This is a genomic window from Catellatospora sp. KI3, assembly GCF_029948125.1.
Classification (GTDB): domain Bacteria; phylum Actinomycetota; class Actinomycetes; order Mycobacteriales; family Micromonosporaceae; genus Catellatospora.
In genome coordinates, this window is the sequence record NZ_JASAMB010000009.1 from 144,327 (window position 1) to 169,653 (window position 25,327).

The window sequence follows — 25,327 nt, forward strand, 5'->3', positions numbered from 1 at the left end:
TCCTTCCGTGGATACTCCGGCGTTCAGGCCGGGGAGGAAACGGAGCCCCTGTGGAGCAGGACAGGCAGAGCCGGTCCGCGGCCAGGGCGGACCGGTGTCCGCCCGCACCTCGACCTGAGGTCGGCCGTCTGTCCTGTTAGGATGTTCGGTGTGACCGGGGCGGTGAAGCGGGCGTTCAAGTTCCGCTTCTACCCGACCGAGGCGCAGGCCGCGCAGTTGTCGCGGACGTTCGGGTGCGTCCGGCTGGTCTACAACCTGGCCTTGGCCGCCCGGACCGAGGCGTGGACCCTGCGCCGGGAACGGATCAACTACAACGCGACCTCGGCCCTGCTCACCGTGTGGAAGAAGACCGACGAACTGGCGTTTCTCAACGAGGTCTCGTCCGTGCCGCTGCAGCAGGCGCTGCGGCACCTGCAGACCGCGTTCACCAACTTCTGGGCCAGACGCGCCAAGTATCCGAGGTTCAAGTCCAGGAAGCGTTCGCGCCGGTCGGCGGAGTACACCGCCAGCGCGTTCCGTTGGCGCGACGGCACGCTGACCCTGGCCAAGATGACCGAACCTCTCGATGTCGTGTGGTCGCGGCCGCTGCCGCAGGGCTGTACGCCCTCGACGGTGACCGTGTCGTGCGATGCGGCCGGACGCTGGTTCGTGTCCCTGCTCTGCGACGACGTCATCGCCCCGACCCCCGCCTGCGGCGCGGTCGGGATCGACGCCGGCCTGGACAGCCTGCTCACCCTGTCCACCGGCGAGAAGATCACCAACCCCCGGCACGAACGCGCCGACCGCAAGCGGCTCGCCTGCGCGCAGAGGAACCTGGCCCGTAAGCAGAAGGGCTCGGCCAACCGGGCCAAAGCCCGGATCAAACTCGCCCGCGTCCACGCCCGCATCACCGACCGCAGACATGACCACCTGCACAAACTGACGACTCGGCTCGTTCGTGAGACTCAAACGATCGTGATCGAGGACCTCGCCGTGCGCAACATGGTCAAGAACCACCGCCTGGCCCGCGCGATCTCGGACGCGGCCTGGCGGCAGCTGCGCACCATGCTGGAGTACAAGACGGCCTGGCACGGCCGCACCCTGGTCGTCGTGGACCGCTGGTTCCCCTCGACCCGGCTGTGCTCGACCTGCGGCGCACTCGCGCAGCGGATGCCGCTGGGCGTACGGACGTGGACGTGCCGCTGCGGCAGCGTCCACGACCGTGACGTCAACGCAGCACGCAACATCCTGGCCGCCGGACTGGCGGTGACAGCCTGCGGAGACGATGTAAGACCTCAACGAGAATCCTCTCGGACGGGGCAGTCGTCGGCGAAACAGGAACACCCGAGGGCGACCAAGGGAATCCCCGTCCGCTAGGGCAGGGAGGATGTCAAGTGACTCCACTCGCGCGAGGTGACGACGCGGTGATCTTTGGACCACGGCCGTACGGCGTCAAGAGGTCTGACGGCTTTCCGCTTCCACGGCGGGCGCCGATCGGCCGCACCCACCGTCGGATCTCCGACTTGAGCTGGGCAGAGTCGCTCGATCAACTTACCGTGTCGGCCATGACCCCCTCACCGCCGCTCCACGCGGATCCGCGCGACGCCGCCCGGACGCGTACCCGCCACCAGGCTCCTCGGGCCTCCGCCGTGCTGACGCTGGCCGGGGTCCTCACGCTGGCCCTGCTCGGCACGGCCGCCTGCGGCGGAAAGAAGGACGACCCGCAGACCGGCGCCACCGCGAGCACCGAGGTCAGCACCGCGCCCAGCGCGAGCACCGCGCCGAGCACCCCGGCGTCGGCCAGCCCGGCGCCGCAGCCGACGTCCGGTGGCGACAAGCCGCCGTCGTTCCCGACCTCGGCCAAGGACTACGGCCTGGCCACCCTGGCCGCCTTCGCCAGCGGCAGCAAGTCCAGACTCGACCTGTACGCCAACCAGGCGGCGGTCGCCCAGTTCATGGGCCACGGCAAGCCCGACAGCCAGTGGACCAACCTCGCCTGCGAAGCCGTCGGCGACGGCCAGACCGCCTGCGACTACCGCAACGCCCACGGCGACGACGCCCGGCTGACGATGATGAACACGCAGCTCGGCCACCCGACCGCCACCACCGACGTGTTCCTCAACCGCACCCAGTACGCCAGCGCCGCCAACCAGTACGTCACCGACTTCATGGCAGCCTGGCAGGACGGCAACAAGCAGCGGATGACCCGCTACTCCAACTCCGCCGTCGCGGGTGCGTTCCTCGGCAAGACCCCGCCCACCGGCACGCAGGTCAACGCCGTCCAGTCCGGCAGCAAGTGGACCGTCGAGGTGACCGGCCTGCCGCTGGGCTCGGGCAACTGGACGTTCACCGTCGACGGCGGCAAGCTCGGCGGCGGCAACGCGATCACCGCCGGCAAGGCCGACTGATCTGATCGGACATCCGCTGCCCGGAACACGCGGGCAGCGGATGTCCGACACCGCTGGTAGCGTCGGACCGCCCCCGACACAGTGGACGGTGATCATGCCCGCGGCGCCCGCCGACCACCGGTCGCTGCGGCGCGCCCGGATCGCGGTCAGCCTCCAGTTCGCCCTGTACGGCACCATCCTCGGCACCTGGACCGCCCGCATCCCCGCGATCAAGCAGCACCTCGGGCTCACCGACGGGCAGCTCAGCCTCGGCCTGCTCGCCTTCGCCGCCGGGGCCATCCTCGGCATGCAGGCCGCCGGACGCCTCGTCGACCGCCTCGGCAGCGCCCGCCTGCTGCTGCCGGTCGTGCTCGCCGACGGACTGCTGCTGGTCGCACCCGCCCTCGCCGGGAACCTGGCCGTCCTCGTCGGGTGCCTGCTCGCCTTCGGCACCGCCCACGGGCTGCTGAACATCACCATGAACGCGGCGGCGGTGCGGACCCAGCGGGCCTGGCAGGCGCCCATCATGTCGTCGTTCCACGCCGTGTACAGCGTCGGCGGGTTCCTCGGCGCGGCCGTCGGCGGCCTGTGCGCGTACGCGGGACTGGGCGCGGCCGCCACCTTCGCCGCCGTCACCGGCCTGGTCGTGGTCACCGCCGTCCCGACCGCCCGCTGGGGGCTCGCCCCGGACGCGCCGGAGGCCCAGCCGCCGGCCGACCGCCGCGCGGCCCCGCTGCCGGGCGTGACGCTGCTCGGCGTGCTCGTCTTCTGCTGCCTGGTGGGGGAGGGCGCCGCCGCCGACTGGAGCACCGTCTACCTGCGGGACAGCCTCGGCAGCACCCCGGGCTTCGCCGCCGCCGCGTACGCCGCCTTCTCGATCATGATGATGGCCGGGCGGCTCGTCGGCGACCGCCTGACCCGGACCCTCGGCCCGGTCCGGCTGGTGCGCGCCAGCGGCCTGCTGGCCGCCGCCGGGCTCGGCGCGGCGCTGCTGGCCGGGCATCCGGTCGCGGCGGTGGCCGGATTCGGGTGCCTGGGCGCCGGTCTGGCGTGCATCGCGCCGCAGGTGTTCTCGGCGGCGGGCAGCCAGGACCCGGCCCGGGCCGGGCAGGCGATCGCCCGCGTGGCCAGCCTCGGCTTCCTCGGCTTCGTGGTCGGCCCGCTCGTGATCGGAGCGGCGGCCGAGGTGACCGGCCTGCCCGCCGCGCTGTCCGTCCCGGCGGTCCTGGCCCTGTTCGTCGCGGCCTCCGCAGGCGCCCTACGCCCCCGCCCAGCGACCCCCGCGCCATCCCCAGCCGCAGGCTGACCCACACCCCCGCGCCGGGCCGCGTCCCGGGGGCTTGCTGCAGTTTCGGGGAAAGTGCGCGAATCTTGGGCGCGATTCCGGCAGTTTCCCCGAAACTGCAGCCACGGTCGGCCGCCGCCGCGGCAGCAGCGGCGGCGGCGGCGGCAGGGGGCCGGGTCACGGCGCTGCAACAATCCTGCAAACGGTCATTCATTGACTTCGGTTGGCTCGCGCTGCACCGTAGTGGTTGGAATGCGCTTTCCAAGCGGCGGCGGGACCGGGCGACCCGCTGCGTACCACCGGGGCGCGCACGGGCGCGGGCAGTCCGATCGCGCCTGACCGGGCAGCTCCGGTGCGCCCGGCGGCCCCACGGCTCCAGCGGTTCGAGCTGGACGCGACTGCCGGCGGCATCGGCCGCCGGACCGCGCCGCGACGACCGACCCGATTCAGATCGAGCACAGCATCCACGCCAGAGGTGGTGGGTGGCCGCACCGGGCGACCGGTCAGGGTCCCGACCGCCTGCTCGGCGACCCCTGACGACGGCAGCAACCGAACCCGAAGGCGAGACCAGCATGAACCGAAAAGTCCTATGGCGACTGGCCGCGACCGTGGCCACCACGACGGTCGCCGCCGCGGTCGGCGTGGCCCTGTCCGTGCCGCAGGCCTCGGCCGCGACCGGTGGCGTCACCGGCTTCGCGACCCAGAACGGCGGTACCACCGGCGGCGCGGGCGGCGCGACCGTGCGGGCGACCTCCGGCACCGCGATCCACACCGCGCTGTGCACCCGGGCCAGCAGCAGCACCCCGATCATCATCCAGGTCGAGGGGACCATCAACCACGGCAACACCACCAAGGTGTCCGGGTCCAGCTGCAACACGGCCGCCGACAAGATCGAGCTCAAGGAGATCAGCAACGTCACGATCATCGGGGTCGGCGGCGGCGCGATCTTCGACCAGCTGGGCATCCACATCCGTGACTCGAACAACATCATCATCCAGAACGTGACGGTCCGGAACGTCAAGAAGTCCGGCTCGCCCCTGTCCAACGGCGGCGACGCCATCGGCATGGAGAGCACCGTCCGCAACGTCTGGGTCGACCACGTCAACCTCCAGGCGTCGGGCGGCGAGGCCGAGGGCTACGACGGCCTGTTCGACATGAAGGACGACACCAGGTACGTGACGCTGTCCTACAGCACCCTGACCAACTCCGGCCGCGGCGGCCTCATCGGCTCCAGTGAGACCGACACCGGCAACGGGTTCATCACGTTCCACCACAACCTGTACCAGAACATCGACTCGCGTACGCCGCTGCTGCGCGGGGGCATCGCCCACATCTACAACAACTACTACGTCAGCCTGAACGAGTCCGGCATCAACTCCCGGGCCGGGGCAAAGGCGAAGGTCGACAACAACTACTTCAAGAACTCCATCGACGTGCTGGGCACGTTCTACACCGACGCGGCCGGGTACTGGCAGGTCAGCGGCAACATCTTCGACAACGTGACCTGGTCGGCGCACGACAGCGACCACAACCCGGCCGGGCCGAACCCGGTCTCCAACACCACCGTCAGCATCCCGTACGCCTACACCCTCGACCCGGCCAGCTGCGTGCCCAGCGTTGTCGCCGCCACCGCCGGTGCGAACAAGGGGCTGCAGGTCTCCAACGGCAGCTGCGTTCCGACCTCGCCGACGGCCGGACCGAGCAGCAGCCCGTCGCCGCGCCCGAGTGCCAGCACCTCGCCGACCAGCTCGCCGTCGCCGACCCCGAGCCAGCCCAGCGGCACGAACCTGAGCCTCAGCGGGGACTCCGACGGCTCCAGCAAGGCCAGCGGCACCAGCTACGGCAACGTCCGCGACGGCAGCATGACCACCTACTGGTCGCCGGCCGGCACCACCGGATCCATCTCGATCAAGTGGAGCACGGCCACCCGGGTAGCAAAGATCAACATCCGTGAGGCCTCGGGCGCGGTGGGCCTCATCGGCAACTGGCGGGTCATCAACGCCGACACCGGTGCCGTCCTGGCCACCGGTAACCGGGCGGGTGTCGTCAGCTTCACCGCGACCTCGCTGAAGAAGATCACCTTCGAGATCACCAGCGCGAGCGGCACCCCCAAGGTCGCCGAGTACGAGACGTACGCCAGCTGATCAGCACAGCCCGCACCGCGCCGCGGCCCTCACCGGCCGCGGCGCGGTGACCGATGAGCCAGCACGCCGGCCGGTGGTATGCCTCCGGCCGCACAGCATCCGGGTCCGCACCGTCACCGCCGGCGGGATCAGCCGCAACACCGTCTTCACCAGCTCCGGAGTCCTGTCCCGGTACCGACCGCGCGTGCTCACCGGCTCGGGCCCGCCTGGCTGAGGCCCGCACCCGGTTCGGCAGCCTCATCGACCAGGCCGAGCAGCGCGTCCACGACCGCCGGGTCGAACCGCGTACCCCGGCCCCGGGCCAGCTCGCTCCTGGCCTCGGACTCGCTCAGCGCGGCGGCGGGCGGCCGGCCCGCGCACAGGATCGCCCAGGCGTCGCACACGGCGATGATCCGCGCGCCGACCGGGATGTCCGTGCCGGCCAGGCCGAGCGGGAAGCCCGTACCGTCGAAGTTCTCGTGGTGGGCCGCGACCAGCGGCGCGAGATCCGGCCGGTCCGCCAGCTCGACCAGCAGGCGGGCGCCCTCCTGCGGGTGGCGGCGCACCTCCTGCGCCGAGGGCGCGACCGCCGGGGAGGCGACCTTGCCGACGTCGTGCAGCCGGGCCGCGGCGGCCGTGCGGCGCTGCGTCGCCGCGTCCAGCCCCAGCCGTACGGCCGTACGGATCGCCCACGCCGCCACCGTCGCCCCGTGCGCGGGCTCGCCCGCCGCCGCGTCGATCCGGTCGGCCAGCCATACCAGCCCCGGTGGCAGCTCCGCCACCGGATCAGGCCTCGTGGGCGCCAGCCCCGAACCCACGACCCGGTCCCGCCCCAGCGCCTTCGCCCGGTACAGCGCCTGATCCGCCGCCTCGACCAGCTTCGCCACCTCGACCGGCCCCGCCTCGGCGGCGGCCACCCCGAACGACGCGGTCAGCAGGATCCGGGCGGAGCTGCCCCGTACCGTCACCGGTGTCCGGCAGAGCCCGGCCCGGATCCGTTCGGCCAGGTCGACCGCGGCCTGCCCGTCGGTGCCCGGCAGCAGGCAGGCGAACTCCTCGCCGCCATACCGGCAGATCAGGTCACCGCCGCGGACCGACCGCCGCAGCAACCGCGCCACCTCGGCCAGCACCGCGTCCCCCGTGGCATGCCCGTACGTGTCGTTGACCTCCTTGAAGTGGTCCAGGTCGAGCAGGATCACGCTCAACGGGGTGCCGTGCCGCTGCGCCGAGTCGGCCTCCACCACCAGCATCTCCTCGAAGTACCGCCGGTTGTACAGGTCGGTCAGCGAGTCGGTGACCGCCTCGCTGCGCAGCCGCTCGGCCACCCGCGAGCGCTCCCGCGACGCCCCGACCTGCCGCACCAGCAGCCCCACCAGCACCAGCAGCGTCACGCCCAGGGTCACCCGGGACAGCTCGCCGACCACGATCAGATCGGCCAGGGCGACCCCGCAGACGGTCACCACGGCCACCATCACCGGCACGAACGACAGGTCCGGCTCGACCGTGGGCCGCTCGTCGGACTCCGCCGAGCGGCCGGCGACCACGGCGGCTATGCACAGCAGCACCGCCTCGGCCTGCCAGCCCATGTTCAACCAGCCCGCCGACTTGTACTCGTGCGCCAAGGTCAGGTACGCGTACGACGCGTCGGTCAGCGCCGCGATCCCGAAAGCCGCCCCGGCGATCACCATGGACCGGGGCGCCCGCTGCGGGCCGCTCAGCACCACCGCCGCCAGCACGCTGACCAGGGTCACCGACAGCACCGGGTAGATGAACGCGGTGATCGCCGAGGCGTCCCAGCTCTGCGGCATCAGCGGCCCCAGCAGCAGCTGCCAGCCGAGCGCGGCCCCGCCCGCCGCCACCAGCAGCGCGTCGATCATCCGGCGGGTCTGCCGCAGCAGACCCGCCCCCAGCCCGACCACGATGGCCGGCACCGCCAGCAGGTACGAGATGAAGTAGCCGATGTCGGCCGGCGACGGGACCGGCACCTGGCCGGATTTCCGGTAGGCGTAGTAGGCCCAGGTGGACTCGCCGGCGAACCACAGCAGGTTCGAGCACGCCAGCAGGGTCCAGGCGGTGTGGACCCGGTGGCTGGTGCGGCGGGCGGCGTAGAAGCTCAGGGCGGCGGCGGCGCCGATGGGTACGAGATACACGACGTTGCCGACGAAAAGGGACGCGGATCGCGAATCCTGGGTGAAGAACACCAGCGAGGCGTAGAACACCAGCCAGGCGATGCCGAGGAGCACAGTCGTCAGCACGACCCGGTCGGGAGCGGCTCCCTTCAACCGGGTCGGCCCGATCCTCTCCCTCAGCCTCGTGGCGACCTCCGGCCCTGCCCACTGCACGTCCGTACCAAGTCTCGCGCGCCGAGCCCCGGTCCGAGAACGAACCGCGGGGACCAGAGCGGCGGCGGATCGTCGCCGCGTGCGTGCGATAACGCGAGCGGGCTCCGGTGGTGCCTGAGGACCCGGGCCCCGGCCCCTACCCCCGGTCAGCCGGGTCGGCCGACGGCGGCGTGCTGCGGGCGGGGATCGAGGCCGAGACCAGCAGCGCCAGTGCCCAGCAGCTGACGGCGCTCCAGGTGACCAGCGCGCTGGTCTCGCCGCCCGCTGACTCGGTGAACTCGGCCACCAGCGCGATCACGGCGATGACCAGTGCGAAGCCGCCGAGGAACCCGGCGGGGAGCCGGTGGCCGTGGCGCCAGGCGGCATGGGCGGCGTAGGCGAGCAGCGCGGCGACGGCCAGGGTGAAGACCACCAGCAGAACGGCCGTGACCAGGCCCGCGCCGCTCAGCGCCATGTCGTTCCGGCCGAACACGTCGCCCGAGGTGATCAGCAGCATGAGCACCGCCGCCGTCGCGGCCGCGCCGACCGCGCACAACCAGGCCGCGACCAGGCGGGCCGCCTGCGGCCGGGTGGCCTGCGGCATTCCCGGGGGTTCAGACATGGCGCCAGCGTACCCACGCTGTCGATGGCGGTCGATGAGGTCGCCGCCGGGGCCGTGGGTCGGATGGGCCCATGCCGTCTGATCAGAGGGGTCGAAGCGTCCGGACCCGCCGTCGGTCACCGAGACGGGGGCGATCGTATGGCTTGCCCGTTCAGAGGATGGAGGGTTTCTTAACAGTTCTTTCACGAGTCCGCAACAGACACCGGCGGTCGGCATCCTGACTGCGTGACAGGTACCTCGCGGGGGACTGTGGAGTACACGCCGTCACCCGGCGTGATCATCCATCAACCATGAAAGCGAGCGCCTGTGAGGACACTCCGGCGGACCCTGTCCGCGGCGGCGGCCGCAACCGTGCTGTCCGTGTCGATGCTGCCCGCCCCTGCGGCGGCGAGCGGCGGGGCGGCGAGCGGCGGCCTGCACGCCGTCGACCTCGGCACGCTCACCGGCACCTGCTGCAGCATCGCATCAGACATCAACGACCAGGGCATCGTGGTCGGGGCGAGCCAGGTCGGCACCGGCGAGAACCCGCCGGAGCGGGCGTTCCGGTGGCGCAGCGGCACCATGACCGACCTCGGCACGCTGGGCGGCCCGAGCGCCTCCGCGCAGGCGGTCAACAACAACGGCTGGATCGTCGGGTACAGCATGCTCGCCGACGGGGTCACCACGCACGCGTTCCTGTGGCGTCCCGGCCAGGGCATGACCGATCTCGGTTCGCTGGGCGCCGACAGCGTCGCCGTCGACGTCAACGACTCCGGCGTGGTCGTCGGCTACTACGTCGACGACGCACAGCTGCACGGCTTCCGCTGGGCCAACGGCGTGCTGGCCGAGATCACCACCACATCCGGTCTGCCGTTCGTCCCGTCGGGGATCAACCGCTACGGCATGGTCTCCGGCACCGCCGAGGACCAGCCCGCGACGTGGAAAGCGGGTGCGGTGCGCCTCTACGGGCTCACCGGCGCCGAGGGCACCGCGGTCAACGACGGCGGCGACGTCGCCGCCGTCACGGGAGCCCCCTACTACGTGCCGTTCGTGTGGCGCGCCAGCGACATGAACGAGCCGCTGTTCACGCCCGCCGGCACCCTGTCCGCCGGGACAACCGACATCAACGAGGCACGCCACGTCGTCGGGTGGCGGCAGGACGCGGCCGGGGTCCGCGCCGTGTTCTGGTCGCCGACGGGGACCCCGCACCTGCTGCCGGGCCTGGTCCCGGGGGCGCAGTCGCGGGCGTACGCGGTCAACAAGTACGGGCAGGCCGTCGGCCAGGGCAACCTCAGCACCACCACCGGCGAGTACCACGCCGTGCTCTGGACGCACTGACCACGGTGGCCGGCGCCCCTGCCAGGGACGTCGGCCACCTCCGTCCGCCGCGTCCCGCGCGACTACCGGTTCAGGCGATCTCCCGGACCGCGATTCCGCTCGCCGGGTGCCGGCCATCCGGTTCGTACCGAATCCCGGCACGCTCTGTGATCATGATTGGATGTCGTGATGCGCGGAGAACGTGTCGGAGCGATGATCGGTTCCATCGGCGGCCTTGTCTTCATTCTGATCAACGCCGGGCAGCTGTCCGCACCGGTGGACACGGTGGTGCGGATCGTCGGTGTGCTGGGCTTCGTCGCCGTGGTGTGGTTCGCGGTGATCCGGCCCTCAGGTGCGCGAGGCCCGGCCGAAGCGCCGTCGCGGCGGGCGATCCGGATCTACGGCACCTCGGTCACCGCGATGGTGCTCGGCATCTTCGTCGGGGCCAACGTCATCAACAACGTCCTGCACCAGCCCGTGCTGACCCTGCCGTGGGTGGTGCTGCTGGTGGGCGCGCACTTCCTGCCGTTCGCCGGGGCCTTCCACGCGCCCGTGTTCGCCCGCCTGGGCTGGACCATGATCGGCCTGGCGGTCGCCGGAGGCGTTCTGGCGCTGACCGTCGACGATGCGGCTTCGGCGTGGACCGGAGTGCTGGCCGGCATCTGCCTGCTCGCGTTCAGTGCGGCCGGGTCGCAGCAGGCCCCAGCACGGGCTGAGCCGGCTCACTGACGGCGGCAGCGGCTCGGTTCCGAACATGCCGATTCCGCCTGGTGCAATCCGCCACCGCCGCGGTCGCCGAGGTCAGGTGTGCGTGGTCTGGCAAGGCGAGTGTCAGCGGCGAGTGGGCGGGCCGGTCGACGATCTGTCCCCAGCGGTCTGGAGCCGGCAGTGGCCAGCGGTTTCACCGTGACCATGATCGTACGTTCGGGGGGCCGGCCATGACCGGACGTGGGTATCGCCCCGGTCTTGGGCGTTCACTATTTTAGTGAACGTGACGGCGCCACCGCGGATATCTGCTGAGGAGATGGCTGATGCGATCCATGCGATCGTGCGGCGGCGCGACGACGTCGACGACCCGCACCGGGAAGCGCTGACTCAGGACCCGCTGGAAGTTCTGTCCTATCTGCGAAAATACTCGGCTGGGATGCCGCAGTGGGTGCGCGAGGCCGACGTCGTCGACGGGTTGAAGCTGCGGGTGTGGCTGTGGTGGTTGTGCGAGGAGCACGAGGACTGGCTGCTGGCGCGCAGCGAGCAGTTCGGGGTGTCGAGGGCTGCGGTCGGCGAGGTGTTCGGCATCGGCAGCAGTCAGGGCGTGGCCAGCCGCATCAAGCGCAAGCGTGAGCTGATCCGCGGCGGGACCGCTCAGCAGGAGCAGCGGGTGCCGTTGGAGCCGGCGCAGCAGCTGCTCGCGGCGATGATGCCCGGCGCGGATCCGCGTCAGCCGTGGCTTGATCGGCGTCGCGGCGAGGTCGACGCGCTGTCGCAGATCATCAGCGAGGGCCAGCGGCTGCTGCCCGACGATGAGGAGGAGCTCCACCTGGACCTCATTGCGGTCGGTGAGAACGTCCGCGACGGGGTGTATACGCCGGGTGCGTTCGTGCAGTTGGCCGTGGCTGCGGGTGAGCTGGCGGCGGTGGCGGCGGTGCAGGCGCTGCCGCCCGATGACGCCCTGCGGCAGGCGCTGCGGCGCGTCGACGTGCTGTACGAGGGTTGGCGGCGGCTGCCTTGACGACCCGCGGCAGCAGCGGTCGGCGCGGCCTTGATACTCGGCGGGTGACGACCTCGCCGCCCAGCCCCACCCAGCCGATGGAGTCCCGCAACGCGGTGCTCGCGGCCTATCTCGACTACTTCCGTGCGACCGTACTCGCCAAGGCTGCCCAGTTGCCGCCCGACGAGCTGCGGCGCAGCCGTCTGGCCTCCGGCTGGACCCCGTTGGAGCTGCTGAAGCACCTGCGCTGGGTGGAGCTGCGCTGGATCGAGTGGGGCTTCGAGGGCCGTACCTTCGAGGACCCCTGGGGCGACTGGCGTGACGAGCGCTGGCATGTCGACCCGGACGAGTCGGTGGCGGAGGTCGTCGCCGCGCTGCGCGCGCAGGGCGAGCACACCCGCGAGGTCATCCTGGCCGCCGACCTTGCCCAGGTGGGGCCGCCCGGCCCGCGCTGGGAGAACGCCGAGCCGCCGACGCTGGAGCGCGTCCTGCTGCACCTGCTGCAGGAGTACGCCCGCCACGCCGGGCACCTCGACATCGTCGCCGAGCTGGCCGCGGCCGACCGCCCGGCGTAGCGCCCGCGAGCATTTGTCCGATCTGGCGTGAGCCCGCCAACCTGTGGGCCACGCCACTTCGCTATAGGCAAGCTTCTTTACTGTTAACTGTCTTTCTTGTATGTTCACGGAAACGCCCCTGTCCCGTTCGTCGATGTCTCGTTCCCCCCAAAGGAAGGTCGACAATGCGTTTCCGGCACAAGCTCGTCGCGGTGGCCTCGGCCGCGGCGACCGTCGCCGCCGCGGTCGTCATGACGGCCAGCCCCGCCTCGGCGGCGAACCTGCTCAGCAACCCCGGCTTCGAGTCCGGCTCCCTGTCGCCGTGGACCTGCAGCGCCGGCCTCGGCTCTGTCGTGTCCACGCCGGTCCACTCCGGAACCAAGGCGCTGCAGGCCGCGCCCAGCGCGTCCGACAACGCCCAGTGCAAGCAGACGGTATCGGTGCAGCCCAGCACCACCTACACCGCGACCGCGTGGGTACGCGGCGGCGGCGGCTACGTCTACCTCGGCATCACCGGCGGCACCTCCACGTGGAACCCGAACGCGGCGTCGAACTGGGTGCAGCTGTCGGTCAGCTACACCACCGGCGCCTCGCAGACCTCGCTCGAGGTGTACGTCAACGGCTGGTACGGCCTGGCCGCGTACAACGTCGACGACGTGTCGGTGGACGGCCCCGGCGGCACCGGTGTGCCCGGCACCCCCGGCACCCCGTCTGTCGGCACCGTCACCAACACCTCGATCGCCCTGTCCTGGGCCGCCGCGAGCGGCACGGTCACCGGCTACCGGGTGTACGAGGGCAGCACCGTCGTCGCGACCGTGACCGGCACCTCGGCCACGATCAGCAGCCTGGGCACGTGCACCAGCCACAGCTACACCGTGGCGGCGTACAACGGCTCGGGCGAGTCGGCCAAGTCCGGCGCCGCCTCGGCGACCACCACCGGCTGCACCAGCGGCGTTCCGTCCGTGCCCGGCAACTTCCGGGTCACCGGCACCACCGCGTCGAGCATCTCGCTGGCGTGGAACGCCTCCACCGGCACCGTGACCGGCTACCGCGTGTACGAGGGCACCACGGTCCGCGCGACCGTCACCGGCACCACGGCGACGATCAGCGGCCTGGCCGCCTGCGGCAGCCACACCTACACCGTGGCCGCGTACAACGGCTCGGGCGAGTCGGCGAAGTCGGCCTCGGCCGCCGGCACCACCACCGGCTGCCCGACCGGCACCGCGATGGCCGCGCCGTACTACTACAACGGCTGGGGCAGCCCGCCCAACATCGCCACCGTCATGAGCGCGACCGGCGTCAAGCAGTTCACGATGGCGTTCATGCTCTCCGGCGGCGGCTGCGTGCCGATGTGGGACAGCTCGCGTCCGCTGACCGGCGGCGTGGACCAGGCCACCATCAACACGATCCGCGCCAACGGCGGTGACGTCGAGATCTCCTTCGGCGGCTGGCAGGGCAACAAGCTCGGCCCGAACTGCTCCTCGGCCTCGGCCCTGGCCGGTGCCTACCAGCAGGTCATCAACGCGTACAACCTGAAGTACCTCGACGTCGACATCGAGAACACCGACGAGTTCGAGAGCGAGGTCGTGCAGGACCGGATCCTGGGCGCCCTGAAGATCGTCAAGCAGAACAACCCCGGCATCAAGACGATCCTCACCTTCGGCACCACGACCACCGGCCCGTCCTACTGGGGCACCCGCCTGATCAACCAGGCGGCCGCCACCGGCGCCAACGTCGACGTGTTCACGATCATGCCGTTCGACTTCGGCGGTGGCGCGGACATGGCCGCGAGCACCATCAGCGCCGCGACCGGCCTGAAGAACGCGCTGAAGACGGCGTTCGGCTGGACCGACGCGCAGGCGTACGCCCACGTCGGCATCTCGGGCATGAACGGGTACTCCGACCAGTCGGAGATCACCACCACCGCGCAGTGGACCAGCATCCGCAACTGGGCCAACACCAACCACATCGCGCGCCTGGCCTTCTGGTCGGTCAACCGCGACCGTGGCTGCGCGGGCGGCGGTCTGCAGGAGTCGTGCTCGGGCATCGCCCAGTCCGACTGGGCCTTCACCGCCATCACGGCCGGCTTCACCGGCTGATTCCAGCTGTGCGTAATGGGAAGGGCCGCCCCGGCACGCGGGGCGGCCCTTCCCTGTCTCGCCCCGACCCGACCCCTCACCTCCTCCGCGCCCGCCCTGCCCCCCACTGCCATAGGCGCTGGCCTATCACGTCTATTTCGATCGAGCCGCATCCGATGCGATAGGCCACCGTCTGTGGAAGGCGTCGGCGGCGGGCGCCCGGGGCGTCGTCCCTGTCGGGCGGGCATGCTCGGTGGGCCGGCTCGGCGGTAGGCCCATCCCCGACAGTCGCAAGGCCGACGGGCCGTGGCGCGCCGCCGTCGTACGCCCGCATCGTGAGGGCACTTCGCCCACCGATACGAGGAGATGACGATGGCTCGATGGAAGCGGCCGGCGTTCGGGGCCGCCGCGCTGGTCCTGGCCATTGCGGTGCTGCCGCCCGGCGCCGCGACGGCGGCCCGGCAGGCCGAAGCGGCAGCGGCGGCGGCCGCCGCCGCGGCGGATCCGTTCGCCGAGGAGGCGGTCGGGTTCGCCAAGGAGCGCGGCATCAGCGAGACCGAAGCCCGACAGCGGCTGGCTTGGCAGCTGGTCGCGCCGGACCTGGACGAGCGGCTGGCCCGCGAGCTCGGCACCCGCTACGGCAACGTGTGGATCGACGTGCGCGACGGCGACCGGGTCAAGGCCGGGGTGACCGGAGAGGTCGACGACCAGGTGCGGGGCGTCGTGAAGGCGGCCGCGGCGGCGGTGGGCCTCACCGACGGGTACGACGTCGTCGCGGTCAAGCGGTCGGCGGCCAAGCTCGCGGCCGACAACGACTGGCTGGCCGAGCAGGTCATCCGCACCAACCCGGGCGCGGAGGCGCCGCTGAGCGTGGGCGTCCGTACCGACCTCAACGCGCTGATGCTGCACATCCCGCGTACGGGCACGCTCACGGCGGCGCAGAAGGATCTGATCACGACGGCGCAGGCCCGGCTCGGCGCCGGACTGGTCCTGGGCACCTCCAACGGGGCGTTCAAGCCGTTCGCGTGCGACGTGCCGTACTGCGACAAGCCGCTGCGCGGCGGGGTGAAGATCAACCACCCGTCGACCTGGTGCACCGCCGGGTTCATCGCGCAGAGCAAGGTGGACAGCGTCAAGTACGTCGTCACCGCCGGGCACTGCACGGCCGAGCACACCGGCACCTGGAGCAGCAAGAACACGGCGCTCACGGCGACCGACATCGGGCCGGTGCACCGCACGTTCCTCGACACGTACATCGGGGACATGGCGATCATCCGGATCAGCGACTCGTCGGCGACCGGCTGGAATCCGCAGCCGTGGGTGCTGGTCACGTTCAGCTTCCAGACCACCGAGAACACGACGTACCACATCGCGTCGGACAAGACGAGCGTCGTCGGGATGCGCATCTGCACCACCGGTGCGGCCACCCGGGTCACCAACTGCTCCCACGTGGAGGAACTCGGCCTGACCGCGAGCGTCGACGGGCTGACCATGCGCAACCTGGGCCTGACCGAGAACTGCGCCAAACCCGGTGACAGCGGCGCGCCCATGTTCGCCAGCCACGTCGGCTACGGCATCCTGATCGGCGGCGACGAGGACGACTGCGAGGTCATCTACCAGGGCATCCGCGCCGCCGAACGCGAACTGAACGTCAACATCCTGCACTGACCCGCGCCCGCCGGGCTGCGTGCGGTTTCGGGGAAAGTGCTCGAATCGAAGCCATGATTCCCGCACTTTCCCCGAAACCGCACCGCGTCACGCGGTGGTGATGCCCGCGAGCATCGTGTGGATGGCGGGGGTGGGGTCGAAGGCGGGGTCGGGGCAGGCGAGTTGGATGGCGACCAGGCCGTCGACCAGGGCGAGCAGGCTCAGGTAGTCGGTGCGGGGATCGGGGGAGCCGAGCCGGGCGACCCAGGGGACGCCCCAGCCGGCCAGCCGGTCGCGCGCGGCGCCGATCTTCTCCTGTAGTTCGGGCTGAAACGCCGCCTCGTGGAAGACCGCGTGCCGGGCCAGGGTCAGGTGCCGCGCGGGTCCGGTGAGCTGGTGCACCATCGCCGCGATGAGCTGCGCGAACTCTGCGGTGGAGGTGGGTGGGGCGGTGCGCTCGGCGACCAGCTGCTGCCATACCTGCGTCTCGATCTCGACGAGGCGGTCGAGCACCGCGCCGACCAGGGCGTCGCGGGTGCGGTACCCGTTGGAGGTCGATCCTTCGGGCAGGCCCGCCTGCGCGTCGACGGCGCGGTGGGTCAGCGCCCGCAGCCCGCGCGTGCCGAGCACCGCGATGGCGGCGTCGAGGATCTGCTGCCTGCGATCGGACATGAGAGGAACACTACACCTGTAGTCAGGTGCACTACAGGTGTAGTACGTTGCGGGTATGACGAGAACAGCAGCCGTCGTGGGCGGCGGCATCGGCGGTCTGACCACCGCGATCGGCCTGCTCGCCGCAGGCTGGCAGGTCACCGTGTACGAGCGCGGCCAGGCCCTGCCCCCGACCGGCACCGGCCTGGGCATCTGGCCGTCCGCGCTGCGCGCCCTCGACGCCCTCGGCGTCGGCGCAGCCGTGCGCGCCGTGGGCCGCCCGCAGGGCGACGGCGCGATCCGGCGGCCCGACGGGCGGCCCATCGTGCCCCTGGACATGGACCGGATCCGGGCCAAGCACGGGGAACCGGTGCACCTGGTGCCCCGCCCCGCCCTGCTGCGCGCCCTGCACGACGCGCTGCCGACCGGCACCGTCCGCTTCGGCAGCCCCGTCGAGGACATCACCGCCCTGCGTGCCGACCACGACGTCGTGATCGGCGCCGACGGCATCGGCAGCCGCGTACGCGCCGCGCTGCTCGGCGACCGGCACGGCCTGCGCTACGCGGGGGCCACCGTCTGGCGCGGCACCGCCGACCTCGACATCTCCACCGGAGGCGAGACCTGGGGCAGCGGCGCCCGCTTCGGCGTCACCCCGCAGGGCCCCGGCCGCACCAACTGGTACGCGGTGCTGACCGTGCCCGAGAACCACCGCTTCTCGCGGCCCGACGCCGACGAACTGCGCCGCCACTTCGGCGACTGGCACGACCCGATCCCCGCCGTGCTCGACCGGTACGCCACCTCGGACGTCATCCGGCACGACCTGTACCACCTCGCGCCCGCGCTGCCGTCGTACGTGCTCGGCAACGTGGCGCTGCTCGGCGACGCCGCCCACGCGATGACACCCGACCTCGGCCAGGGCGCCTGCCAGGCGATCATCGACGGCGCCGCGCTGGCGGAGTGCCTGAGCGGCGCGGAGGTGGCCGACGGTCTGCTGGCCTACGACCGGCTCCGGCGTCGGCCGACCCAGCGCATGGCCGCCGCCTCGCTCATGGTCAACCGCCTGGCCCAGGCTCGCCGCTGGCACTTCGTCCGCGATACCGCCATGCGCCTGGCCCTGTCGTTCGGACCGCCCGCCTGAACCGCGGCGAGGATCAGTCGTCGCGCGAGTCGTAGGCCTGGTGGCTGCGCTCGATGTCCGGGTTGTGCTCGACCGCCCACTCGGCCAGCGCCACAGCCGGTCCGACCAGCGTGCGGCCCGTCGGCGTGAGCTCGTACTCGACCCGGGGCGGGACCTCGGCGAAGACCGTCCGCCCGACCAGGCCGTCGCGCTCCAGGTGGCGCAGGGTCAGGGTGAGCATCCGCTGCGAGATGCCGGGGACGCGCTGCAGCAGCTCGGTGAAGCGCATGCGCCGCCCGTGCAGCGTGGCGACCACGAGCAGAGTCCATTTGTCGCCGATGCGGTCGAGGATGCCGCGGACGGCCCTTCCGCCGTCGCCGCGGATCAGGCAGACCTTCTCGTACTCCGACATGGCGCTCCTGGTCGAGGTCAGGCACACGGATGTGCCTTTTGTAAGCCTCCCGATGGTGACCCATCATGGTGCCACTCACCACTCGTTACCGTTGGAGATGCGCCATGGTCATCGCGTACTGGATCGTCGCCGGGCTGCTCGCGCTGTTCTACCTCTATGCCGGCGGCAAGAAGGTCACGCAGCGCAAGGAGCGGCTCGCGCCGATGATGGGCTGGGTCGACACGGTGCCGATGCCGGCGGTCCGGCTCATCGGCGCCGTGGAGATCCTCGGCGCGGTCGGGCTGATCCTGCCGCCGCTGACCGGCATCGCACCGGTGCTGGCGCCGGCGGCGGCGGTCGGATTCGTGGTGCTGCAGCTGCTCGCGGGCGCGCTGCACCTGTCGCGGGGCGAGGTCAAGGAGACCGGCCTGAACGCCGCCCTGATCATCCTCGCCGCCGCCGCTGCCTGGCTGGCCACCGCGCTCTGACCTCAACACGTTCGCGCGGGTGCTCGGCATCGGGCCCGGCGACCTCGCGGCGCTGCTCGGTCTCGACCCGGTGGAGGAACTGGAGTATCCGTGGAGGGTTCAGCCCCCGGCCGAGCTCGCCGAACTGGCCTGGGCGGCCCGCCGCCTCTGCGACGAGCAGTTGGACCAGGCAAGGGAGTACGCTCCTGCCTGCCCGCCTCGACCCGACCGCGGAACTGCTCGCCGTGTCGGCCCAGCGGCGTGGGCTGGCTGTGGCGCAGTACGCCGGTCTTCGTCAAGCAGCCCCGGGAAAAGGACCTGCACGCCGGGGTGTCCGCCTGCCCGACCGCCTCCCCGCCGACACCGCGGTGCTGGTCAGCGACATCGTGACGTTCCTGGTGGAGTACCGGCTGTTCGTCCTCGACGCGACCGTCCACGCCGCGAGCCGCTACGCCGTCAACGGGCGGCTCGACCATGCGCCGCTGGACGCCTGCCCGCACCGCGACGCGGTGCTCGACTTCGCCTCGCGACTGCTCGCCGACTGCGCCGGCACCCTGCCCGGACCCTGCGGCCGGATCTCAACCCCGCCGGAGATGTCGATGCCACGGGGCATGCCCTTTCGTTCGGCCGGTCTGGTGCCAGTCGAGGCCGGCGGCTGCGGTCAGGGCTCGGCGGCCAGGGCGACAGCCCTCGTCGCATCGGCGGCGATCACCAGATGATTACGGGGCAGCGCGGTGGCTGAGTCAACACGAACACACCCCTGGGGTTGTGGCCACACCCCATGGGGTGTGGCCCGCGACGACGAGGTGGCCGGTCAGGCGGCCGGGCGGGCTCGTCCCGTCGCCGCCGTTCGATGCGACGTGTCGTCGGGCACCAGGCCGAGCTGCCGGTACAGGTGCAGGTTGTCCCAGTTCCACCAGGCTTCGCGGACCTTGCCGTCCTCGAACCGGAAAATGGACATACCCGACATCGTGCACTCGCGGCCGGTCGCCGCCACGCCGTGGAACTCGCCGTGGTGCACCCCGGCCCAGCTCCACCGGGTCGCGACCTCGTCGCCCTCGGCCACCTGGCTCTCGACGCTGAACCGGCAGTCGAACCCCCGCCGGTACCCCTCGACCTGCGCGCGCAGCGCGTCGAGTCCGACGGTCTCGCCGGCGCCGACCGCGCTGCCCTCCCCGGCCGGGTCGTGGCCGAGGTAGTCCGGCGCGAACAGCTCCGGCAGCAGGTCCAGCCGCCCCTGCGAGGCGATCAGGTCGAAGAACACCCGCGCGTTCATCTTGTTCAGCTGCTCGTCGCGGATGACGTCGAGGTTGGTGAAGGTCGGCGGCTGCCCGCACAGCGCGGTCATCTCCTGGAAGACCCGCTCGGTCTCGGGCAGTCGCGAGTTGCGCATCGCCTCCTCGTACGAGGGGAACTCGATGATCTCCAGGTAGTGGTCGGCGTCGTCGCGGTCGCGGCCGATGAGCGTGTGGGTGGCGGTGCGCCGGCCGGCGGTCTGCTCCAGCCACGTGTCCATCAGGCGGTTGAGATCGTCAAGGCGCTCGGTACGGCAGTCGATGATCTGAACGAACGGCATGGCGGACCTCCCTGCTCCAGGCCGCGCCGACGGCCGACGCGCGGCCTCCGTCCAGCGTATTCCGGTGCGGGCGGCCGCGCGGACGGGAACCGGGCGGCCGCCGACGGTCACGCCTGCGACGGGCTCCAGCGCGGGTCGCGGCCGGCGAAGCCGAGCGCCCGGTCGAACTCGGGGGCGTCGGCGGGCACGTCCACGACCGGCCCGAACAGGCCGACGCGCATCTCGGTGTACTCCGGCCGGGTCGTCGCCTCGGTGAACGCGAAGACGGCGCCGGAGCTGGCCGGGTCGCAGCTGAACTGCTGGCCGGTGGCGCGGGCCAGGTCCCAGCCGTGCAGGACCAGCTCGTCGAGGGCGGCCACGCCCATCATCTCGGCGGGCAGCGTCTGCCCGCCCGCCTGGGTCATGCCCTGCCACGCGGCGGGGTCGCTCCAGGCGGCGACCATCTCGTCGAGGCGCTGGGGCAGGATCTCGCGCCAGGCGGGGTCGAGCGTGTCGGCCGAGCCGGAACCGCGCTTGGAGTCGGCGCCGCCGGGCGGCGTGGCCTTCTCCGCGGCCAGCTTGAACGCGATCGTCAGCCCCATGATGTGGTCGAGCAGCGCCGCGACCGGGAACTCGGGGCAGGGCGTCGGGTTGGCCATGAGCTCCGGGGTGACGCCGTCGAGCAGCCGCACGACCTCGTAGGCGGCGGGTTTCATATCGATCATCGGCAAGATCCTTCGTCCAAAGTGGAGTTGGTCGCCGCACACGATACAGGTGCGGTCCGGCACGGGCGGGCCGTCCGCGCCGGTGCCCGTCGGCTCCCGGGGGAACGGGCGGCCGGCCGGACGGATATTGCGCCGGGGGGGCGGGCATGGAGTGGGCAGGGCGGCGGAAAGCGGGGCTGGTCGACCGGCCAGGCAGGCGATCGGTCCTGCCGGGGCGGCTGGTGAGGGTACTGTGGTGTCGTGCCTGGAACACGCTCACCGGCACAAGATGTGGCCCGTGCCGAGGCTGCCCGAGACGAGCTCGACGAGCTCGGACTCAAGTACTTCATGGACGTGCGCGCCACGGCGCGGCGCATGCTGGAGCATCTGGACCGGGGCAGCCGCACCGCCTTCGCGGCCGCCGTGGCCCGGCGGCTGTTCGCCGAGTCCGCGCTGCCCGAGCAGGAGCATCCGGACGTGCTCTTCTGGCGGCCCGTGCTGGACGCGGTCGACGACGGCCTGGCCGGAGGGCTGGACGCGACCGGCCGCGTGGCCGAGGGGCTGGGCCGGTTCTACCTGAGCCCGGCCTACACCGTCCGGCCGCACGACGATCCGATGAACCGCGACGACAACCGGATCATGGCCGCGTGCTACACCGCCGAGTGCTACCTGCACGGCTCGATGGAGTTCGCGACCTGGGCCGGGTGGCGCGGCTTCGACACCGCCGCGATCCACGCGGCCAGCGACCCGATGTGGCCCCGGCGCCGCCCGCCCGAGATCACGCCGTACGCGTGGGAGCTGGCGCACCCGAGCGTGCAGGCCGAACTGGACCAGCAGCTCGCCGACCTGGAACAGCTGGCCGACGGGGACCGGTCGTCCGAGCGCTGAGACCGGTGGCAGCTCACGCCTCAGTCACCGCGGAAGCGGATCGATCCGGTCCTGGCGGCCACCGTCGGCCTCGACCCCGAGGTGGCGGCGCGGCAGTTGCGCCAGCCGAGGCCGAGAGGCCCGCGCCCGCTACGAGGCGAGCGCCGCATAGCGGCCGCCGACCTCGAGCAGGGTGCGGTGCGAACCTGATTCGAGGATCCGCCCGTGGTCGACCACGGCGATCTGGTCGGCGTCGCGGACGGTGGACATGCGGTGCGCGATCGTGATGGTCGTACGCCCCCGGGCCAGCTCGTCCAGCGCCCGCTGGACCGCGCGCTCGGTCTCGGTGTCCAGGGCGCTGGTCGCCTCGTCCAGCACCAGGACGCGCGGGTCGCGCAGCAGCGTCCGGGCGATCGCGAGGCGCTGCTTCTCGCCGCCGGAGAACCGGTGCCCGCGCGAGCCGACGACGGTGTCGTACCCGTCGGGCAGGGCGGCGATCAGGTCGTGGATCTGCGCGGCGCGGGCGGCCTGCTCCAGTTCGGCGTCGGTGGCCGACGGCCGGGCGTAACGCAGGTTCTCCCGGATCGTGGTGTGCAGCAGGTAGGTCTCCTGGCTGACCACGCCGACGATCGCCGCGAGGTCGGTCAGGCGCAGGTCGCGCAGGTCGATGCCGTCGACGGTGATCCGTCCCGCGTCCGGGTCGTGCAGCCGGGCGATCAGCGCCGCCAGCGTGCTCTTGCCCGAGCCGGTCTCGCCGACCAGCGCCAGCGAGGTGCCCGCCGGGACGTCGAGGCTGACTCCGGCGACGGCGGCGGTGCCGCTGCCCGGGTACGCGTAGGTGACGTCCTCCAGGCGCAGGTGGCCCCGGATCCTCGCCGGGTCGACCCGGACCGGGTGCGGCGGGTCGGCGACCTCCACCGGCAGGTCCAGGTACTCGAAGATGCGCGCGAACAGGGCCAGCGAGCTGGTCAGCGAGACGCCGACGTTGAGCAGGCCCATCAGCGGGCGGAACAGGTTGCCCTGCAGCGCGGTGAACGCGACCAGGGTGCCGATGCTCAGCGTGCCGGCGGTGCCGGGCAGCCCGGCGCCGAGGTAGATCAGCGCGGGGATGGCGGCGAAGATGATGCTCATCGAGGCCATCCGCCAGCGTCCGGCCAGTTCGGAGCGCAGCTCCAGGTCGATGAGCCGCTCGGAGGAGGCGGTGAAGCGGTCGACCAGCGCGGCGCCGGTGCCCAGGGTCTTGCTGAGCTGCACGCCGCTGATGGACAGGCCCTCGTCGATGGTGACGTTGAGGTCGGCCAGTTCGCGCTGGCGCTGCGCGGTGATGGCCTGGCGCATGCGGGCCACGCGGCGGGTCAGGTAGATCGCCGGGGGCAGCACGAGCAGCGAGACCAGTGACAGCCGCCAGGACAGGGCGACCATGGCAACGGCCGTGGCGACGGTGGTGGTGAGGTTCGAGGCGATAGAGGTCGCGGTGGAGGTGACGACGGACTGCATGCCGCCGATGTCGTTGGTGATGCGCGACTGCACCTCGCCGGTGCGGGTGCGGGTGAAGAACGCGATCGACTGCCGGTGCAGGTGGGCGAAGACCTCGGTGCGCAGGCGGTGCATGATCTGCTGGCCGACGGTGGTGGAGATCCACGTCTGTACGACGCCGAGCGCCGAGGTCAGCGCGGCCACCGCGACCATGCCCAGCACGAGCCAGGCCAGCAGGGTCAGGTCACGCTGCGGCAGCGCGACGTCGATGGTCTCGCGCAGCAGGAACGGCGACGCCATGGCGATCACCGACGAGATCACGATGATCGCGGTGACGATGGCGAGCTGCGCGCGGTGGGCGGTGAACAGGGTGCCGATCCGGCGCAGCGAGACCTGGCGGGCCTGCGCCTTCTCCTCGGCGGTGACGGTGCGCGGGCCGCCGCGGCCGCGTTCGAAGGATGGGCGTTCCAAGGGTGGCTCCTTTGGTGAGGGATGCTGAGGTTACCTCAACATGAGGTAGCAACAGCAACCCCTGGTACGGTATTCCCGTGCACGAACACGACGAGTCCAGCCTTCCTGAGGCGTTCTGGGGGGTCGCGCGCCAGTTGCGCCATCTGACCAAGGACGCCCTCGCGCCGTGGCAGGTCAGCCCGTCGCAGGCACGGGCGCTCGGCGTGCTCGGCAAGGAGGACGCGCTGCGGCTCAACGTGCTGGCCGAGCAGCTGCGGATCGCCCCCCGCTCGGTCACCGAGGTCGTCGACGACCTGGAGGCGCGCGGCCTGGTCGAGCGGCGCGCCGACCCCGCCGACCGGCGCGCGACCCTGGTCGCGCTGACCGGACCGGGGCGCGAGACCGTCGCGGCGATCGGGGCCGCCCGCCGCGCCGAGGCCGACCGCTTCTTCGGCACCCTCAGCCCCGCCGACCGCGCCCACCTGATCCGCATCCTGAAGCAGCTCGCCACCTGACCGGAGAGACCGACCCGGGCCAGGGCGTCGACCTCACCGCCAGTCGTCGACGGCGGCGAGCAGCCGGGCTTTGCGGTCGGCGGGGGCCGCCGAGGCCGTGATCGAGTGGCGGGCCAGCGCGGCCAGATCCTCGTCGGTCAGGGCCAGGTGCTCGCGGGCCAGCGCGTACTGGCCGCTCAGGTCGTGGCCGAACAGCAGCGGGTCGTCGGTGCCCAGCGCCACCGGCACCCCCGCCGCCAGCAGCGACCGCAGCGGCAGCCCCGCCAGCTCCGCCACGCCCAGCGGCGGGTACGACGTCGGGCAGATCTCCAGCGCCACACCCCGTTCGGCCAGCAGCTCCACCGTGGCCGGATCGGCGTGGGCGGTCAGGCCGTGCCCGACCCGGGCCGCGCCCAGCTGCTCGACGCAGGCCCGCACATGCCAGGCGCCCTCGAAGAAGCCGCCGTGCGGCACCGCGATCAGCCCCGCCTCGGCCGCGACCCGGAATGCCGGCACGAAGTCCTCGACCCGCCCCCGCCGCTCGTCGTTGGACAGGCCGAACCCGACCACGCCCCGACCGGCGTACCGGGCGGCGAGCTCCGCCATGCGCACCGCCTGCTCCGGCGGCCCGGCCCAGCTCGCGACCAGGATGACCCCGACCTGGTCGCCTGCCGCCGCCAGCACCGTCTCCACCACCGCCTCGTAGCCGCCCAGCCGGTCGGCATAGGACGACGGGTCGACCTGCAGCTCGGTCCACCCGGCCCCGCACGCGGCGTCGTCCGCGGCGGCCTCGGCCACCACCCGGGCGACGTCCTCGGCCGTACGCAGCACCGCCCGCGCCAGGTCGTACCGGGACTGGAACGCCTCCCAGCCGTGCGCCCCCGCCGGGATCGCGTCCGGCACCGGCAGCCCCGCCCGCGCCGCGAGCTCGGCCAGCGTCGCCGGGCGCATGGACCCGGTCAGGTGCAGGTGCAGGTTCGCCTTCGGCAGCGTGGTCAGGTCGCGCACAACGGCCAGGCTACCGCCGCGGCCCGCCTGCCGACCCGACCTGCTCCGCCCCGTGTCGGCCGCCGGTCGGCCCCGCCCCAGGTCAGAGCCGGTCTCCGCCGGCCGCCCGACCTGGTGGTGCGCGGTTTGCGGCGGCCAGGTGGCGGG

At 72.1% G+C, this 25,327-nt stretch carries 23 protein-coding genes; 15 read left to right on the forward strand and 8 right to left on the reverse strand.

All coding sequences use genetic code 11. The features are described 5' to 3' along the window. Nucleotides 1-150 precede the first annotated feature (150 nt). From QEZ54_RS16785 to QEZ54_RS16800, 4 genes are all read left to right on the forward strand, one after another. On the forward strand, nt 151-1,356 hold the full coding sequence (locus QEZ54_RS16785; protein WP_281305549.1) for an RNA-guided endonuclease TnpB family protein: 1,206 nt from the start codon (nt 151-153) through the stop codon (nt 1,354-1,356). Between the two features lie 188 nt (nt 1,357-1,544). Further along, on the forward strand, nt 1,545-2,387 hold the full coding sequence (locus tag QEZ54_RS16790; RefSeq protein WP_281305550.1) for a hypothetical protein: 843 nt from the start codon (nt 1,545-1,547) through the stop codon (nt 2,385-2,387). Between the two features lie 94 nt (nt 2,388-2,481). Continuing rightward, the gene (locus tag QEZ54_RS16795; RefSeq protein WP_281305551.1) at nt 2,482-3,672 is read left to right on the forward strand and encodes an MFS transporter; all 1,191 of its coding nucleotides are present in this window, start codon (nt 2,482-2,484) and stop codon (nt 3,670-3,672) included. A 551-nt stretch (nt 3,673-4,223) separates the two neighbouring features. After that, nucleotides 4,224-5,795 carry a pectate lyase gene (locus QEZ54_RS16800; RefSeq protein ID WP_281305552.1) on the forward strand — a complete coding sequence of 524 codons (1,572 nt, stop codon included), beginning with the start codon at nt 4,224-4,226 and terminating at the stop codon, nt 5,793-5,795. 188 nt (nt 5,796-5,983) lie between these two features. Here QEZ54_RS16800 and QEZ54_RS16805 read toward each other — a convergent pair whose 3' ends face one another. Continuing rightward, nucleotides 5,984-8,029 (reverse strand): diguanylate cyclase, encoded by a 2,046-nt coding sequence (locus QEZ54_RS16805; RefSeq protein WP_281305553.1) that lies wholly within the window; start codon nt 8,027-8,029, stop codon nt 5,984-5,986. A 223-nt stretch (nt 8,030-8,252) separates the two neighbouring features. Next, nucleotides 8,253-8,717 (reverse strand): hypothetical protein, encoded by a 465-nt coding sequence (locus QEZ54_RS16810; RefSeq protein WP_281305554.1) that lies wholly within the window; start codon nt 8,715-8,717, stop codon nt 8,253-8,255. Nucleotides 8,718-9,023: 306 nt separating this feature from the next. On the opposite strand from QEZ54_RS16810, the gene QEZ54_RS16815 reads away from it, so the two are divergent. The 6 genes from QEZ54_RS16815 to QEZ54_RS16840 all read left to right on the forward strand — a co-directional run bounded on the left by QEZ54_RS16815 (nt 9,024) and on the right by QEZ54_RS16840 (nt 16,021). Beyond that, complete coding sequence (locus QEZ54_RS16815; protein ID WP_281305555.1) at nt 9,024-10,034, forward strand: hypothetical protein; 1,011 nt, start codon at nt 9,024-9,026, stop codon at nt 10,032-10,034. Between the two features lie 192 nt (nt 10,035-10,226). Next, nucleotides 10,227-10,742: a hypothetical protein gene (locus QEZ54_RS16820; RefSeq protein WP_281305556.1), complete on the forward strand. Its 516-nt coding sequence runs from the start codon at nt 10,227-10,229 to the stop codon at nt 10,740-10,742. A gap of 295 nt (nt 10,743-11,037) precedes the next feature. Beyond that, entirely contained in the window at nt 11,038-11,742 is a 705-nt protein-coding gene (locus QEZ54_RS16825) for a hypothetical protein (RefSeq protein WP_281305557.1), read from the forward strand. 44 nt (nt 11,743-11,786) lie between these two features. Beyond that, nucleotides 11,787-12,296, forward strand: coding sequence for a DUF664 domain-containing protein (locus QEZ54_RS16830; protein ID WP_281305558.1), 510 nt, complete (start codon nt 11,787-11,789; stop codon nt 12,294-12,296). Between the two features lie 164 nt (nt 12,297-12,460). Continuing rightward, nucleotides 12,461-14,374 (forward strand): carbohydrate binding domain-containing protein, encoded by a 1,914-nt coding sequence (locus tag QEZ54_RS16835; RefSeq protein WP_281305559.1) that lies wholly within the window; start codon nt 12,461-12,463, stop codon nt 14,372-14,374. Between the two features lie 351 nt (nt 14,375-14,725). After that, nucleotides 14,726-16,021: a S1 family peptidase gene (locus QEZ54_RS16840; protein WP_281305560.1), complete on the forward strand. Its 1,296-nt coding sequence runs from the start codon at nt 14,726-14,728 to the stop codon at nt 16,019-16,021. Between the two features lie 87 nt (nt 16,022-16,108). On the opposite strand, the gene QEZ54_RS16845 is transcribed toward QEZ54_RS16840, so the two are convergent. After that, entirely contained in the window at nt 16,109-16,672 is a 564-nt protein-coding gene (locus tag QEZ54_RS16845; RefSeq protein WP_281305561.1) for a TetR/AcrR family transcriptional regulator, read from the reverse strand. 55 nt (nt 16,673-16,727) lie between these two features. Here QEZ54_RS16845 and QEZ54_RS16850 point away from each other — a divergent pair, with 55 nt between their 5' ends. Continuing rightward, entirely contained in the window at nt 16,728-17,789 is a 1,062-nt protein-coding gene (locus QEZ54_RS16850; RefSeq protein WP_281305562.1) for an FAD-dependent monooxygenase, read from the forward strand. Nucleotides 17,790-17,802: 13 nt separating this feature from the next. Here the strand turns inward: QEZ54_RS16850 and QEZ54_RS16855 are convergent, their stop codons facing one another. Beyond that, the gene (locus tag QEZ54_RS16855) at nt 17,803-18,180 is read right to left on the reverse strand and encodes a helix-turn-helix domain-containing protein (protein WP_281305563.1); all 378 of its coding nucleotides are present in this window, start codon (nt 18,178-18,180) and stop codon (nt 17,803-17,805) included. A 104-nt stretch (nt 18,181-18,284) separates the two neighbouring features. Between QEZ54_RS16855 and QEZ54_RS16860 the strand changes: the two genes are divergently transcribed. Beyond that, complete coding sequence (locus QEZ54_RS16860) at nt 18,285-18,647, forward strand: DoxX family protein (protein ID WP_281305564.1); 363 nt, start codon at nt 18,285-18,287, stop codon at nt 18,645-18,647. Nucleotides 18,648-18,898: 251 nt separating this feature from the next. Then, a complete protein-coding gene (locus QEZ54_RS16865) occupies nt 18,899-19,345 on the forward strand; it encodes an ATP-grasp domain-containing protein (protein WP_281305565.1) in 447 nt (148 codons plus the stop codon). Nucleotides 19,346-19,440: 95 nt separating this feature from the next. On the opposite strand, the gene QEZ54_RS16870 is transcribed toward QEZ54_RS16865, so the two are convergent. Both QEZ54_RS16870 and QEZ54_RS16875 read right to left on the reverse strand, forming a co-directional pair. Continuing rightward, nucleotides 19,441-20,202: an ester cyclase gene (locus QEZ54_RS16870; RefSeq protein WP_281305566.1), complete on the reverse strand. Its 762-nt coding sequence runs from the start codon at nt 20,200-20,202 to the stop codon at nt 19,441-19,443. Between the two features lie 107 nt (nt 20,203-20,309). Then, nucleotides 20,310-20,906 (reverse strand): TIGR03086 family metal-binding protein, encoded by a 597-nt coding sequence (locus QEZ54_RS16875; protein WP_281305567.1) that lies wholly within the window; start codon nt 20,904-20,906, stop codon nt 20,310-20,312. Nucleotides 20,907-21,146: 240 nt separating this feature from the next. Here QEZ54_RS16875 and QEZ54_RS16880 point away from each other — a divergent pair, with 240 nt between their 5' ends. Then, a complete protein-coding gene (locus tag QEZ54_RS16880) occupies nt 21,147-21,773 on the forward strand; it encodes a hypothetical protein (protein WP_281305568.1) in 627 nt (208 codons plus the stop codon). A 129-nt stretch (nt 21,774-21,902) separates the two neighbouring features. Here QEZ54_RS16880 and QEZ54_RS16885 read toward each other — a convergent pair whose 3' ends face one another. Next, nucleotides 21,903-23,615 (reverse strand): ABC transporter ATP-binding protein, encoded by a 1,713-nt coding sequence (locus QEZ54_RS16885; protein ID WP_281305680.1) that lies wholly within the window; start codon nt 23,613-23,615, stop codon nt 21,903-21,905. A 161-nt stretch (nt 23,616-23,776) separates the two neighbouring features. Here QEZ54_RS16885 and QEZ54_RS16890 point away from each other — a divergent pair, with 161 nt between their 5' ends. Further along, nucleotides 23,777-24,193: a MarR family winged helix-turn-helix transcriptional regulator gene (locus QEZ54_RS16890; RefSeq protein WP_281305569.1), complete on the forward strand. Its 417-nt coding sequence runs from the start codon at nt 23,777-23,779 to the stop codon at nt 24,191-24,193. A gap of 33 nt (nt 24,194-24,226) precedes the next feature. Here the strand turns inward: QEZ54_RS16890 and add are convergent, their stop codons facing one another. Next, a complete protein-coding gene (gene add, locus QEZ54_RS16895; protein ID WP_281305570.1) occupies nt 24,227-25,180 on the reverse strand; it encodes an adenosine deaminase in 954 nt (317 codons plus the stop codon). Between the last annotated feature and the right edge of the window lie 147 nt (nt 25,181-25,327).